The following is a 13,685-nucleotide window of genomic DNA, read 5'->3' as shown; positions in this document are numbered from 1 at the left end:
ATGGACATGGCACCCAGCGACGGCGCCCCCGCGCGCAACCAGGGTCTCGGCCGGATCATCGTCATGGTCTACGCGGTGTTCGCCCTCTCGGCGAGCGCGCGCAGCCTCTTCCAGATCCTCACGCAGTTCGACGCCGCCCCCGTGGCGTACACGCTCTCCGCGGTCGCGGCGGTCGTGTACATCGTGGCGACGTTCGCGCTCGCCCGCTCCGGCGCGCGCGCCTGGGCCGTGGCGCTGGGCGCCGTGCTCGTGGAGCTGGCCGGCGTGGTGGGCGTGGGCCTGTGGACCGTCCTGGATCCGGGGATGTTCGCCCACGACACCGTGTGGTCCCGGTTCGGCGCGGGCTACGGCTACGTGCCGCTCGTGCTGCCGGTGGTCGGCCTGATCTGGCTGCTGACGCACCGCCCCGCCCGCCCGGCCGAGGCGGGGGCGCTCTGATGCGGGTCTGGAACAGCCTGGACGAGGTCCCCACGGACCTGCCGCGCACCGTGGTCACCCTGGGCAACTTCGACGGCGTGCACCGCGGCCACCGGGAGGTGCTGCGCCGGGTCGTCGAGCTGGCGCGGGCCCGCGACGCCCTGGCCGTGGCCGTGACCTTCACCCCGCACCCGCGCGCCGTGCACCATCCCGAGGTGCCCCACGTGGACATCATCAGCCCCGAGCAGCGGGTCGTCCTCCTGGACGAGGCGGGTCTGGACGCGGTGCTCCTGCAGCGCTACACCCTCGAGTTCGCGGACCAGTCCCCGGAGGAGTTCGTCCGCGGCATGCTCGTGCACGGGCTGCACGCCGCCGTCGTGGTCGTGGGGCACGACGTGCGCTTCGGCCGGGGCAACACCGGCGACGTCGCGGAGATGGTGCGCCTGGGGGCCCGCTACGGCTTCGAGGTCGAGGCCGTCGAGGAGTTCCCCGCCGAACACGGGGCCGAGCCGGAGCGCCGCTGCTCCTCGACCTGGGTGCGGGAGGCCCTGGCCGCGGGCGACGTCGCCCAGGCCGCGGCCGTGCTCGGCCGGCACCACGTGCTCGCCGGCGAGGTGGTGCACGGGTTCGCGCGCGGCCGCGAGCTCGGCTTCCCCACGGCGAACCTCGAGACGGATGTGCAGGGCATGATCCCGGCCGACGGCGTCTACGCCGGCTGGGTGCACGACGCGCACGGCGGGGTGTGGCCGGCCGCGATCTCCATCGGCTCGAACCCCACGTTCGAGGACGTCTCCCGCGTGGTGGAGGCACACGTGATCGACCGCCACGACGAGCGGGTGGAGGACTTCGACCTGTACGGCCAGCACATCGAGGTGGAGTTCGTGGCCCGGCTGCGCGGGATGGTCGCCTACGAGGGCGTCGAGAAGCTCGTGGCGCAGATCACGCAGGACGTGGACGAGGCCCGGGCGATCCTGGCCACGACCCCCTCCGACCGGTGAGCGCCCCGGAGCCGGGCGCTCCCCCCGCTGTGCCGAACCTGCCGGGGCGCCCGGCCCGGGCCCGTCGGGCCGGGCCCAACCCCTTCGAGACCGGCGGGGAGCACTACGACGCCGTCCGCCCCTCCTACCCGGCCGCCGCGGTGGACCGCGTCCTGGCGGGCACCGCCGACGGCGCGGACGTGGTGGAGCTCGGGGCCGGGACGGGACTGTTCACCCGGCTGCTCGCGGCCCGCCCGGCGGACCGGGTGCGGACGGTGACGGCCCTCGAGCCGTCGGCGTCGATGCGCGCCGTCCTGGAACGCGAGGTCGCGGCCGGCACGGGCGGGCGGGTGCGCGCCGTGCCGGGCACGGGCGAGGCCACGGGCCTGCCGGCGGCGAGCGCCGACGTCGTGGTGGCGGCCCAGGCATGGCACTGGATGGACCCGGCCGCGGCGAGCGCGGAGGCCGCACGGGTGCTGCGCCCGGGCGGGCGCCTGGCCGCGGTGTGGAACCAGCTCGACACGGCGGTGCCGTGGGTGCACCGTCTCACCCGGATCATGCACGCCGGGGACGTGCACGCCGCCCGGCCGGAGCAGCGCCGGTTCGCCGCCCCGTTCGGGGCGGAGGAGCACGCGCGCTGGGCGTGGACGCAGCCCATGACCGCGGCGGGGCTGCACGGGCTCATGGCCTCGCGCTCGTACTGGCTACGCGCGGACGAGCGGATCCGGTCCCGGATGACGGCCAACCTCGACTGGTACCTGCACGAGCACCTGGGCCATGCGGCGGACGCGGTCCTGCAGGTGCCCTACGTGACGGTGGCCTGGTGGGCGGCGCCGGTCAGGGGCGGGCGCCCACGGTGACCGGGACCGTCCGGGCGATCCCGGCCCGCCGCGCCTGCCAGAGCAGCAGCGCCGTGGCCACCGCGACCACCGCCACCGAGAGCAGCGTGGCCGCCGGGGAGCCGGCGGTCTCCGCGCCCACGTAGCTGTCCTCGACGGTGCCCACGAGCGTGCCGACGGCGATGATCACCACGTTGTTGACCACGTGGAGGGCGACGGCGGCCTCGAGCCCGCCCGTGCGCCACGTGAGCAGGACGGCGGCGACGGCGAACGCGGCGAGGTCCAGCAGGATCCACGGGTCGAGCGAGCCGTGGGCGAGCGAGAAGGTCGCCGCCGAGAGCACCGCGGTGACCGCGGCGGCCACGACCGGCCGGCGGATCCACGTGCCGACGGCCAGCAGCAGCCACCCGCGGAACAGGTACTCCTCGCCCGCGGCCTGGAACGGGGTGAGCACGAACGCCATGACGAGCAGCCAGACCCAGTCCTGCGCGCGCGGGGCCGTGGGGGCGCCGTCGAGGGCCCACGCGCCCAGCACGTAGGCGAGGAACAGCGGCGTCAGCACGACGACGCAGCGCGCCAGCCAGCGCCAGCGCACGCGGCCCTCGACCGAGTGGACGAAGCGGGCGGCGACGGGGTGGCCCAGCGCCACGGCCAGCAGCGCGACCCCGATCAGCGCGGCGAGCAGGAGGTTGTTCAGCAGCACCATGGGCGCGGAGTACAGGTCGAGGTCGGTCACGTCCGTCGGGTCGGCCGCGCCGAGCAGCGCGGGCCCGGACGTGGCGATCAGGGCGAGAGCGCCCAGCACGCCCCCCAGCACGAGGAGGCCCACCAGGCCGGCCAGCACGAGGCCGAAGGACGCGAGCGGGTTCCACCATCGGGCCCGCGGCGTGCGCAGCAGCGCGGGGTAGCCGTGGCCGATCAGCGGCAGATCCAGGGGCGGCGCGGGCGGCCGGAGGGGAGTGGGGGACCGGTGGGGTGCTCACCGGGCCAGGGTAGGCGATGCGGTAGACTCGACCCTCGGCCTCCCTGCAGTCCGCGGTGGGGTGGGCCCCGCGTCGTCCGCCCCGGCGGGGCGCGGCCCGTGTTCGCGGTACCGAAGTGAAGGAGGCCCACCATGGCCCTGGATCCCGCTGTCAAGCAGCAGATCATCAAGGAGTACGCCACCCACGAGGGCGACACCGGTTCCCCCGAGGTGCAGATCGCGGTCCTGTCCCGCCGCATCAAGGACCTGACCGAGCACCTCAAGGAGCACAAGCACGACCACCACACCCGTCGCGGCCTGATGGCCCTGGTGGGTCGCCGTCGTCGCATGCTCGGCTACCTGCAGAAGGTCGACATCGAGCGCTACCGTGCGCTGATCGAGCGCCTCGGCCTGCGCAAGTGACCTGAGGAGGCGGCGCCGGAGCCCGCGGGGACCCGCGAGCGCCGGCGCCGCCTTTCGTCTGCCCCCGGACGCACGTAGTGTGTCCCGGGGGGAGACCGCCGCAGCCTGCGGCACTCCGGCGCGCCATGGCGCGCATCCCCGCATCATCGACACACCCGACGGTTCCGCGCCCATCGCCCGCGGTCCTCGACAGTGGCTCCCGGACCCCGCCGCACGGCGGGACGCCGAGGGCCTCGATCGAAGACCAGGGGGACAGGGACGCCTGCGGCGCCGTCCACCTGAAAGGAGGCCCTCATGGAGGGTCCTGAGATCACCTTCGCCGAGGCCGTCATCGACAACGGCTCGTACGGCAAGCGCACCGTCCGCTTCGAGACCGGGCGCCTCGCCCAGCAGGCCGCCGGCGCCGCCATGGTCTACATCGACGAGGAGACGTCGATGCTGTCCGCCACCACCGTCGGCAAGTCGCCCCGCGAGGGCTTCGACTTCTTCCCGCTGACCGTGGACGTCGAGGAGCGCATGTACGCCGCGGGCCGCATCCCCGGCTCGTTCTTCCGCCGCGAGGGCCGCCCGTCCACGGACGCGATCCTCACCTGCCGCCTGATCGACCGCCCGCTGCGCCCGGCGTTCGTCAAGGGCATCCGCAACGAGGTCCAGGTCGTCGTGACCGTCACCTCGATCGCCCCGGACGAGATCTACGACACGGTGGCCATCAACGCCGCCTCCCTGTCCACGCAGCTGTCCGGCCTGCCGTTCTCCGGTCCCATCGGCGGCGTGCGCATGGCCCTCATGGACGACGGCTCCGGCACGCGCCAGTGGGTCGCGTTCCCGAAGCACTCCCAGCTCGAGGGCGCCGTGTTCAACATGGCCGTGGCCGGCCGTGTGGTGGGCGACGACGTCGCCATCATGATGGTCGAGGCCGAGGCGACCCCGGACTCCTGGACCCTGGTCAAGGAGCGCGGCGCGCAGGCGCCCACCGAGGAGATCGTGGCCGAGGGCCTCGAGGCCGCCAAGCCCTTCATCCGCGCCCTGTGCGAGGCCCAGGCCGACCTGGTCAAGCGCGCCGGCAAGGACCCGGTGGACGTCCCCGTGTTCCAGGACTACCAGGACGACGCCTACGCCGCCGTCGAGAAGCTCGCCACGGACCGCCTGACCGAGATCTTCTCCATCGGCGACAAGCAGGAGCGCGAGTCGGCCTCGGACGCCTACCTGCTCGAGGTGCTCGAGGAGCTCGCCGGCGAGGGCAAGGACTTCGCCGAGCGCAAGGGCGAGATCGCCAAGGCCTACGGCTCCCTCACCAAGCAGATCGTGCGCCGCCGCATCCTCACCGACCAGGTGCGCATCGACGGCCGCGGCCTGACGGACATCCGCAAGCTGACCGCGGAGGTGGAGGTCCTGCCCCGCGTGCACGGCTCCGCCATCTTCGAGCGCGGCGAGACCCAGATCATGGGCGTCACCACGCTGAACATGCTCAAGATGGAGCAGCAGATCGACTCGTTGGCGCCGGAGACGGCCAAGCGGTACATGCACCACTACAACTTCCCGCCGTACTCCACCGGCGAGACCGGCCGCGTGGGCTCCCCGAAGCGCCGCGAGATCGGCCACGGCGCCCTCGCCGAGCGCGCCCTCGTGCCCGTGCTGCCGGCCCGCGAGGAGTTCCCCTACGCGATCCGCCAGGTCTCCGAGGCCCTCGGCTCCAACGGCTCGACGTCGATGGGCTCCGTCTGCGCCTCCACCCTGTCCCTGCTGAACGCGGGCGTGCCGCTGCGTGCGCCCGTGGCCGGCATCGCCATGGGCCTGGTCTCCGCCGAGGTGGACGGCCAGACCCAGTACGCGGCCCTGACCGACATCCTCGGCGCCGAGGACGCGTTCGGCGACATGGACTTCAAGGTGGCCGGCACCGCGGAGTTCGTCACCGCGATCCAGCTGGACACCAAGCTGGACGGCATCCCGGCCTCCGTGCTGGCCGCCGCCCTGACGCAGGCCCGCGAGGCGCGCCTGCACATCCTGTCCGTGCTGAACGCCGCCATCGACGCCCCGGACGAGATGGCCCCCACCGCCCCGCGGATCATCTCCGTGCGCATCCCGGTGGACAAGATCGGCGCGGTCATCGGCCCCAAGGGCGCCATGATCAACCAGATCCAGGACGACACGGGCGCGGACATCACCATCGAGGACGACGGCACCGTGCTGATCGGCGCCACCGACGGCGCCTCGGCCGAGGCCGCGCGCTCCGCGGTGAACGCGATCGCCAACCCGCAGGTCCCCGAGGTCGGTGAGCGCTACCTCGGCACCGTGGTGAAGCTGACCACGTTCGGCGGGTTCGTCTCGCTCACCCCGGGCAAGGACGGCCTGTTGCACATCTCCGAGCTGCGAAAGCTCAACGAGGGCAAGCGCGTGGACGACGTCGAGGACGTGCTCGGCGTGGGCCAGAAGGTCCAGGTCGAGATCACCAAGATCGACGACCGCGGCAAGCTGTCCCTCTCCCCGGTGGTGGCGGAGTCCGACGCCCTGGCCGAGACCGCGGACGCGATCGAGTCCTCGCAGATCGAGGCCTGATCCGCCCCGCCCGGCCCGGTGACCACGACGGCGCCGCACCCTCCCCGCGAGTGGTGCGGCGCCGTCGTCGCGCATGGGCGAGAATGGCCGTCATGAGTGTTCACCGTGAGATCCCCCTGGACTTCGACGGCGTGCTGGCGGACGAGGGCAACGGTTCCGTGGTGCGCCGCTCCGTGCTGCCCGGCGGCGTCCGCGTGCTCACCGAGGCCATGCCGGACCAGCGCTCGGTGACCATCGGCTACTGGGTGGCCGTCGGGTCCCGTGACGAGTCGCCCGAGGGCTACGGCGCCACGCACTTCCTCGAGCACCTGCTCTTCAAGGGCACTCCCACGCGCACCGCGATGGACATCGCGGCCGCCTTCGACCGCGTGGGCGGGGAGTCCAACGCCGGCACGGCCAAGGAGTCCACCGTCTACCACGCCCGCGTGCTGGACGAGGACCTGCCGATGGCCGTGGAGGTCCTCACGGACATGCTCACCTCCTCCCTGATCGACCCGGACGAGCTCGAGACCGAGCGCGGCGTGATCCTCGAGGAGCTCGCCATGGACGCGGACGACCCCGTGGACGTGGCCCACGAGAAGCTCGCCGAGGTCATGCTGGACGGCCACCCCCTCGGCCGGCCGATCGGCGGCACGCCCGAGACGATCCGGGCCGTCACCCGCGACCATGTGGTGGGGCACTACACGCACTGGTACCGCCCGGACGAGCTCGTCGTCACCGCCGCCGGCCACCTCGACCACGACGAGGTCTGCCGCCTCGTCCTCGCCGCCCTGCGCGCCTCGGGCTGGGAGCTCACCCAGGGGGCCCTGCCCGCCCCGCGTCGTGCCGTGGACACCGCCGGGGCCGCGGCCTCGCGGGTGCGGACCGGCACGCACACCGTCACCAAGGCGGTCGAGCAGGCCAACGTCCTCGTCGGCGGCCGCTCGCTGTCCACCACGGACCCGGACCGCTTCGCCCTGGGCGTCATGCAGTCCGTCCTGGGCGGGGGCATGTCCTCGCGGCTGTTCCAGGAGATCCGCGAGCGCCGCGGCCTGGCCTACAACACCTACTCGTTCTCCGCCGGGTACTCCGACGCCGGCTACTGGGGCCTGTACGCGGGCTGCCAGCCGGACCGGGTGGACGAGGTGGCCGCGCTGATGGAGGCCGAGCTGGACCGGATGGCCGAGGCCGACGTCACCGGGGAGGAGCTCGCGCGCGCCCACGGGCAGATCTGCGGCGGCACCGTGCTGGGCATGGAGTCCACGGGCGCCCGCATGTCCCGGCTGGGACGGGCCGAGCTGGTCACGGGGGAGTACGTGGACCTGGCGGCCTCCCTCGCCCGGGTCCGCGAGGTCGACGCCGGCCAGGTCCGGGCCGTGGCCGCGCGCCTGGCCGCGGGGGACCGGGCGCGCGTCGTCGTCGCCCCGGCCTGACCTCGGCCACGGCCGCCGGGGCGGGCCGCGTAGGCTGGAGGCCATGACCGAGACCCGCACCCCCTCCGCCGTGTCCGCTCCCGACGACGTCCCGCGCGTCGCGATCCTGGGCGCCCGTGGCCGCATGGGCCGCCACGCGGTGCCCGCGGTGCGAGCGGCCGAGGGGCTGGAGCTCGTGGCCGAGCTCGGCTCGCAGGACCGCCTGGACGCGGTGCTCGACGCCGGCGCCACCCACGTCCTGGACCTCACGGTCCCGGACGCCTCGCCCGAGAACGTGGCCTTCGCCGTGGAGCACGGGCTGCACACGGTCGTCGGCACGTCGGGCTGGGTGCCCGAGCGCCGCGAGCGCCTCGAGGCGCAGCTGGCTGAGCACCCGGGGGTGGGCGTGCTGATCGCCCCGAACTTCTCGGTCGGCTCGGTGCTGGCCTCGGCGTTCGCCGCGCAGGCGGCGCGGTACTTCGAGTCCGTCGAGCTCGTCGAGCTGCACCACCCGGACAAGGTGGATGCCCCGTCGGGCACGGCCGTGCGGACCGCCGAGCTCATCGGCGCGGCCCGGGACGCGGCCGGCGTGCCCGTCTCCCCGGACGCCACCGAGCACGACCCGGACGGCGCGCGCGGCGCCGTCGTCCACGGCGTGCACGTGCACGCGGTGCGCCTGCGCGGCCTGGAGGCGCACCAGGAGGTGCTGCTGGGCGGGCCGGGCGAGCAGCTCGTGGTCCGGCACGACGCGTTCGACCGCGGGGCCTACATGCCCGGCGTCGTCCTCGGCCTGCGGACCGTGGCCTCCCGCCCGGGTCTGACCTATGGACTGGACGGATACCTGGACCTTGGCTGAGCCCTCCCGCACCCCCGACGACGGCGCCGTGGGCCCGCCCGCGCCCGCCGTCCGTGCCCGCCGCTCGACCGTGATGAGCAAGGTGTGGGTCGGCTTCGTGTGCCTGCTCGTGCTGCTGTTCGCCGGGTTCGCCCTCAACGCGTCCGTCGCGCTGGTGCGCGCCCCGCAGCCACTGGCCAAGGCGATCGGCGCGGGCGTCATCCTCGTGGTGCTGGTGACCGTGGCCGTCCTGGCCCGCGAGGTGTGGTTCGGGCGCCAGACCGAACGCCTGGCCGACCAGCTCGAGGCCGAGGGCGGGCTGCCGGAGGACGACCTGCCGCGCTCGCCCGGCGGCCGGATCGACCGGGAGGCCGCCGACGCCCAGTTCGAGCTGTACCGCGTGGAGGCCGAGGCCGCACCGCGCGACTGGCGCGCCCGCTACCGCCTCGCCCTGGCCTACGACGCCTCGGGCGACCGCCGCCGCGCCCGCGAGGCGGCCCGGGAGGCCGTCCGCCTGCACCGCGCCGGCTGACGCGGCCCACGCGTCGCTCAGCGCCCTCCGACGGCCCGTTCCCCACCCGTCCGGGAGAGCCGGGCCATCACGGCTTCGAGCGGACCCCGTCGGCCGCTGAGCTCGGCGGCCAGCCCGGCCGCGAGGCTCAGCACGACGAGGGCGGTGAGCAGCGCCCCGTCGGCCGGATCGAGTCCGGTCGCGTCCACGAGCGCGAGCACCACGAGGTGCCCCACGTAGAGCGTGAGCGGGATGCGCCCCGCACCCACGAGCGGGCGCAGCGCGGCGTGCCCGACCAGCGGCCGGGCCAGCAGGCAGGCGCCCAGCACGGCGCAGGCCCAGCCCGCCGCAAGCACGGCGGCCACCACGGACCCGGAGTGCGGGGTCGGCAGGGCGAGCCACAGCGGATCCGGGATCAGCAGCGCGAGCCGCGGCTCGCCCGTGCGCAGCGTGAGCGCCGTCTCGACCGGGTCCGTGCCGATCGCCGCGGCGACCCGCCCGACCGTGCCCGGGGCCCGCAGCACCGCCGCACCGACGACGCCGGCCGCCGCCCACGCCGTGGCCCCGCCGCCGAGGATCCCGGCGGCCACGCGGCGACGGTCCAGCGGCAGCCGCCCCAGGGCCAGCCCCAGCACGAGGAACGCGCCCCAGGACAGGACGGGGTAGTAGCCCGTGACCGTGAGATCGGCCAGCAGCAGCCCGGGACGCAGCAGGTCCGCGGGGCCGGGGGAGAGCCAGAGCCGCCCGCCCACGAAGAACTCCTGACGCCCCACGGCGGCCTGCGCGGCCGCGACCACCGCGAACACCAGCACCGGCCCGAGCACGAGCCACGCCCCCGCGATCAGGCCCAGGGCGCGGGCGCGCAGGCCCAGCAGGGGCAGCGCGAGCAGGAAGAGCAGGGCGTAGTGGCACAGGATGACGGCCACGGGGACGCCGAGCGTCCCGCACGCGAGCCCGAGCACGAACAGCAGGCCCGCCCGTCGGGCGATCCGGCGGCGCAGCGCCGCGCGCCGGACCCCCGTGGCCGGCGTCGCGCCCCCCGTGGACAGGGCCAGCCCGACTCCGGCCAGCAGGACGAACAGCACCGAGGCGCGTCCGGCGAACCACAGGAACGCCGGGTGCGGCGCCCCGTCCGCCGTCACCGGGTCGAGGACGTGGACGGTGATCATGCCGAGCAGGGCGGGCTCCTCTCGGGTCGCCGCGCGTCGCGGAGGGGCCACGGACGGCGCGGGCCCCCAGTCTCGCAGGTAGGGTGGGGCCCATGAGTGCCGTCCGTTCCGCCGTCATCCCCTCCGAGCTGCTCTTCGGCACGGTCGTGCCCGCCATGGTCACCCCCATGACGGACGAGGGCGCCGTGGACCTCGAGGCGGCCGCCGCGCTGGCCGAGCACCTGGTGGACCGCGGGGCCGACGGCCTCGTGGTCACCGGCACCACCGGCGAGACCTCCACGCTCACGGACGACGAGAACGTGGCGATGTTCCGCACCGTCGTCGAGGCCGTGGGGGACCGCGCCAGGGTCGTGGCCGGCACCGGCACCAACGACACGGCGCACACCCTCGAGCTGTCCCGCCGCGCGGCCGAGACGGGCGTGGACGGGCTGCTGCTCGTCACCCCGTACTACAACAAGCCCAACCAGGCCGGCATCCGCGCGCACTTCGAGACCGTGGCCGACGGCGTGGACCTGCCGATCATGCTCTACGACATCCCGGGCCGCTCCGTGATGCCGATCGAGCCCGAGACGCTGATCGCGCTCGCGCAGCATCCCAACATCCGTGCGCTCAAGGACGCGAAGGGGGACCTGCAGTCCACCACGACCGTCCTGGCGCACACGGACCTCGACCTCTACTCCGGCGACGACGGCGCGACCCTGCCGCTCATGGCGCTCGGCGCCGTGGGGGTCGTCTCGGTGGCCGCGCACGCGGCCCCCGAGCTGTACCGCCAGCTCGTGGACGCCGTCCACGCAGGCGACCTGGCCGGTGCCCGTGATCACCACTTCGCGCTGGACCCCGTCCAGCGCGGCATCATGACCCATGTCCAGGGCGCGGTGGCCGCGAAGGCCGTCCTCGCCGCCCAGGGCGTCATCCCGTCCGCAGCCGTGCGGCTGCCCCTCGTCCAGGCCACGCGGGACGAGCTCTCCGTCATCCGAGCCGACCTCGCGGAGGCCGGCATCACCTTCTAGAAGGGACCCGTTCCATGACCGCAGGCACCCGCCTGTCCACCCCGCCCAAGCTCAAGCGGGGCACCTGCCGCATCGTCCAGCTGGGCGGCCTCGAGGAGGTCGGCCGCAACATGGTCACCTTCGAGATCGACGGCAAGATCCTCATCGTCGACTGCGGCGTCCTCTTCCCCGAGGAGCACCAGCCCGGCGTCGACCTGATCCTGCCGGACTTCGACTACATCCGGGACCGCGTGGACGACGTCGTCGGCATCGTCCTGACCCACGGCCACGAGGACCACATCGGCGCCGTGCCGTACCTGTTGCGCCTGCGCGACGACATCCCCGTGATCGGCTCCAAGCTGACGCTCGCCCTGATCGAGGCCAAGCTCGAGGAGCACCGGATCAAGCCGCGCACCCGCGTGGTCAAGGAAGACGACATCGTCGAGTTCGGCCCGTTCGAGTGCGAGTTCGTGGCCGTGAACCACTCGATCCCGGACGCGCTCGCCGTCGCCATCCACACGGACGCCGGCACCATCCTGCACACCGGCGACTTCAAGATGGACCAGCTGCCGCTCGACGGCCGCATCACGGACCTGCGCGCCTTCGCCCGTCTCGGCGAGGAGGGCGTGGACCTGTTCATGACCGACTCCACGAACGCCGAGGTCCCGGGGTTCACCACCACGGAGGCGGAGATCGGCCCCACCCTCGAGCGCTACTTCGCCACGGCGAAGCGCCGCATCGTGGTGGCCTCGTTCTCCTCCCACGTGCACCGCGTGCAGCAGGTCCTCGACGCCGCCCACAAGCACGGTCGCAAGGTGGCCTTCGGCGGGCGCTCCATGATCCGCAACATGACCATCGCGGCGAAGCTCGGCTACCTCAACGTGCCGAACGGGATCCTCGTGGACATCCGCAAGGTGGACAAGTACCGCGACGACGAGATCGTGCTGATGGTCACCGGCTCCCAGGGCGAGCCGATGGCGGCCCTGTCCCGGATGGCCAACGGCGACCACCAGGTGCAGCTGGAGGAGGGCGACCTCGTCGTGCTGGCCTCCTCGCTGATCCCGGGCAACGAGAACTCCGTGTTCCGCGTGATCAACGGGCTCATGAAGCTCGGCGCGACCGTGGTGCACAAGGGCATGGCCAAGGTGCACGTCTCCGGCCACGCCTCCGAGGGCGAGCTGCTGTACTGCTACAACATCGTCGAGCCCGAGTTCGTGATGCCGGTGCACGGCGAGACCCGCCACCTGATCGCCAACGGCCGGATCGCGGAGAAGACCGGCGTGCCGGCCGAGAACGTCATCCTGGCCGGCAACGGCACCGTGGTGGACATGACCGACGGTCTCGTGAAGGTCGTCGGCGAGGTGGAGTGCGGCTACGTGTACGTGGACGGCTCCTCCGTGGGCGAGATCTCCGACTCGGACCTCAAGGACCGCCGTGTCCTGGGCGAGGAGGGCTTCCTCTCGATCATCACCGTGGTCAACCGGCAGACCGGCGCGATCGTGTCCGGCCCGGACGTCCACGCCCGCGGCGTCGCCGAGGACGAGAAGGTGTTCGAGGAGATCAAGCCGAAGATCGTCCGGGCGCTCGAGGAGGCCGTGCAGTCCAGCAAGGACCACACCGCCCACCAGCTCCAGCAGGTGGTCCGCCGGACCGTCGGCACGTGGGTCAACCGCAAGCTGCGCCGCCGCCCGATGATCATCCCGGTGGTCCTGGAGGCCTGACCCCTCCGGGTCGCCATGCCTGCCGTGTCCGCGGTTCGCGGTAGTTTGGTGGGCATGGCGACCCGTACTTCCCCCACGCGTTCGTCGTCCTCCTCCGCCACGTCCCGCTCCGGCTCCGCCGGACGCCGAGGCTCCGGACGGAAGGGGTCGACCGCGACCGTCCCCGAGGCCGACCGGCCCGCCGCGCCCCTGCGCGCCCTGCACACCCTGTGGATGGGGCTGGCCACGCCGGTCGGCGCCGGCTTCCGCAAGCTCGGCCCGGACGTGCGCATCGACCGCGAGGAACGCCGTGACGGCACCGGCCTGGTCCTGCTGCTGCTCGCCGCGCTGATCGCGGCCGTGGAGTGGTGGGGCCTGCGCGGCACCGCCGTCGGCCGCGTGGTGCACGGGGTGGTGGGCGGCACCGTCGGGTGGTTCGCCCTCCTGGTGCCGATCGCCCTGCTCGTCGTGGCCGTGCGCTGCTTCCGCCACGCCACGGACCATCGCGCCAACGGGCGCATCATCATCGGCCTGCTCATGGCCACGGTCGCGGGCTCCGGCATCGCCCACCTCGTGGGCGGCGTGCCCTCGGCCGCCGACGCCTTCGAGGACATGCTCGGCGCCGGGGGCATGGTCGGCTACCTCGCGACGGCGCCGCTGGCCTCCCTGCTGACACCCGTGCCCGTCTGGGTCCTCATGATCCTGCTGGCCTTCTTCTCGGTGCTCGTGCTCACCGCGACGCCCGTCGGCTCGATCCCGCAGCGGATCGCGGGCGGCTACGACTGGCTCACGGGCCAGCAGGCGCGGGGTGAGCCCGGTGACCTCGCCGTCGGCGCCCACGGTCAGCTCGACGGCGGCCAGGTGGCTGCCGGAGGCGCCCGCCTGGATCACGGGGCGGTGGGCGCCGCCGGCCGTGG

The 13,685-nt window shown here is 73.9% G+C and carries 13 protein-coding genes; 11 read left to right on the top strand and 2 right to left on the bottom strand.

The genetic code is table 11. The features are described from left to right. The first annotated feature begins 6 nt into the window (after positions 1 to 6). Genes J1M40_RS04215 through J1M40_RS04205 form a run of 3 tightly spaced genes read left to right on the top strand, consistent with a single transcriptional unit; the run spans position 7 to position 2,254 of the window. Positions 7 to 438: a hypothetical protein gene (locus J1M40_RS04215; RefSeq protein ID WP_036314984.1), complete on the top strand. Its 432-nt coding sequence runs from the start codon at positions 7 to 9 to the stop codon at positions 436 to 438. Then, positions 438 to 1,415: a bifunctional riboflavin kinase/FAD synthetase gene (locus J1M40_RS04210; protein WP_041104239.1), complete on the top strand. Its 978-nt coding sequence runs from the start codon at positions 438 to 440 to the stop codon at positions 1,413 to 1,415. The genes J1M40_RS04215 and J1M40_RS04210 overlap by 1 nt, the downstream gene beginning before the upstream one ends. Next, on the top strand, positions 1,412 to 2,254 hold the full coding sequence (locus tag J1M40_RS04205) for a class I SAM-dependent methyltransferase (RefSeq protein ID WP_044658602.1): 843 nt from the start codon (positions 1,412 to 1,414) through the stop codon (positions 2,252 to 2,254). Before J1M40_RS04210 ends, J1M40_RS04205 begins: the two co-directional genes overlap by 4 nt. Here J1M40_RS04205 and J1M40_RS04200 read toward each other — a convergent pair. Continuing rightward, positions 2,232 to 3,077 carry a CPBP family intramembrane glutamic endopeptidase gene (locus J1M40_RS04200; protein WP_342345102.1) on the bottom strand — a complete coding sequence of 282 codons (846 nt, stop codon included), beginning with the start codon at positions 3,075 to 3,077 and terminating at the stop codon, positions 2,232 to 2,234. The two genes, J1M40_RS04205 and J1M40_RS04200, sit on opposite strands and share 23 nt — an antisense overlap. 270 nt (positions 3,078 to 3,347) lie before the next feature. Here J1M40_RS04200 and rpsO point away from each other — a divergent pair, with 270 nt between their 5' ends. From rpsO to J1M40_RS04175, 5 genes are all read left to right on the top strand, one after another. Continuing rightward, a complete protein-coding gene (gene rpsO / locus J1M40_RS04195) occupies positions 3,348 to 3,617 on the top strand; it encodes a 30S ribosomal protein S15 (RefSeq protein ID WP_017488396.1) in 270 nt (89 codons plus the stop codon). Positions 3,618 to 3,911: 294 nt separating this feature from the next. Continuing rightward, positions 3,912 to 6,173, top strand: a complete 2,262-nt coding sequence (locus J1M40_RS04190) for a polyribonucleotide nucleotidyltransferase (protein WP_036315001.1) — start codon at positions 3,912 to 3,914, stop codon at positions 6,171 to 6,173. Between the two features lie 92 nt (positions 6,174 to 6,265). Next, positions 6,266 to 7,585: a pitrilysin family protein gene (locus J1M40_RS04185; RefSeq protein WP_078026113.1), complete on the top strand. Its 1,320-nt coding sequence runs from the start codon at positions 6,266 to 6,268 to the stop codon at positions 7,583 to 7,585. Between the two features lie 43 nt (positions 7,586 to 7,628). Then, the gene (dapB, locus tag J1M40_RS04180; protein WP_002855289.1) at positions 7,629 to 8,420 is read left to right on the top strand and encodes a 4-hydroxy-tetrahydrodipicolinate reductase; all 792 of its coding nucleotides are present in this window, start codon (positions 7,629 to 7,631) and stop codon (positions 8,418 to 8,420) included. Then, positions 8,413 to 8,931: a hypothetical protein gene (locus J1M40_RS04175; RefSeq protein WP_044658599.1), complete on the top strand. Its 519-nt coding sequence runs from the start codon at positions 8,413 to 8,415 to the stop codon at positions 8,929 to 8,931. Before dapB ends, J1M40_RS04175 begins: the two co-directional genes overlap by 8 nt. A gap of 17 nt (positions 8,932 to 8,948) precedes the next feature. Here the strand turns inward: J1M40_RS04175 and J1M40_RS04170 are convergent, their stop codons facing one another. Further along, positions 8,949 to 10,079, bottom strand: a complete 1,131-nt coding sequence (locus J1M40_RS04170) for a heparan-alpha-glucosaminide N-acetyltransferase domain-containing protein (RefSeq protein ID WP_241252047.1) — start codon at positions 10,077 to 10,079, stop codon at positions 8,949 to 8,951. A gap of 92 nt (positions 10,080 to 10,171) precedes the next feature. Here J1M40_RS04170 and dapA point away from each other — a divergent pair, with 92 nt between their 5' ends. The 3 genes from dapA to J1M40_RS12640 form a co-directional block, all read left to right on the top strand. Next, positions 10,172 to 11,089, top strand: a complete 918-nt coding sequence (dapA, locus tag J1M40_RS04165) for a 4-hydroxy-tetrahydrodipicolinate synthase (protein ID WP_078026115.1) — start codon at positions 10,172 to 10,174, stop codon at positions 11,087 to 11,089. Between the two features lie 14 nt (positions 11,090 to 11,103). After that, positions 11,104 to 12,789 carry a ribonuclease J gene (locus J1M40_RS04160; RefSeq protein ID WP_078026116.1) on the top strand — a complete coding sequence of 562 codons (1,686 nt, stop codon included), beginning with the start codon at positions 11,104 to 11,106 and terminating at the stop codon, positions 12,787 to 12,789. Positions 12,790 to 12,843: 54 nt separating this feature from the next. Continuing rightward, positions 12,844 to 13,685, top strand: an 842-nt coding sequence (locus tag J1M40_RS12640) for a DNA translocase FtsK 4TM domain-containing protein (RefSeq protein WP_241252046.1), incomplete at its 3' end; no start/stop codon positions are given.

The organism is Micrococcus sp. KRD026, from assembly GCF_017168445.1.
GTDB lineage: Bacteria > Actinomycetota > Actinomycetes > Actinomycetales > Micrococcaceae > Micrococcus > Micrococcus luteus.
Note: the sequence above shows the minus strand (reverse complement) of the source record. Positions and strands in the feature narration are given on the sequence as shown.